The following is a 427-nucleotide window of genomic DNA, read 5'->3' as shown; positions in this document are numbered from 1 at the left end:
GCACCTGAGCCTGCAACATGCCGACGGCAGCCCGCTGCTGTACGAGCCCGGTCGACCCAACGATCTCTCCGAACTCGGCGAGCACTGGGCCGCCGGCGTGCTCGCGCACCTGCCAGCGCTGTGCGCGCTGACCGCGCCTACCGCCGCCTCCTACCTGCGCCTGAAACCCCACCACTGGAGCGCCGCCTACGCCTGCCTGGGACTGCGCAACCGCGAAGCGGCGCTGCGCATCTGCCCGGTGGTGAGCGTCGGCGGCAAGCCGCTGGGCAAGCAGTACAACCTGGAATTCCGGCCGATGGACGCCACCACCTGTCCGCACCTGGCGATGGCCGCGGTGCTGATCGCCGGCCGCCTGGGCATCGAACGACGCCTGCCGCTGCGCGCCCTGGCCGATGTCGATCCGCACGGCCTCAGCGACGAAGAGCGC

At 71.7% G+C, this 427-nt stretch carries 1 pseudogene; it reads left to right on the top strand.

The annotated features are described in order from the left end of the window. Positions 1–427, top strand: a pseudogene (locus ACLJNW_RS23285) (glutamine synthetase); the annotation flags it as partial.

Source organism: Salmonella sp. SAL4457 (genome assembly GCF_046548235.1).
GTDB lineage: Bacteria > Pseudomonadota > Gammaproteobacteria > Enterobacterales > Enterobacteriaceae > Salmonella > Salmonella enterica.
This window is presented reverse-complemented; position numbering and strand designations above follow the sequence as displayed.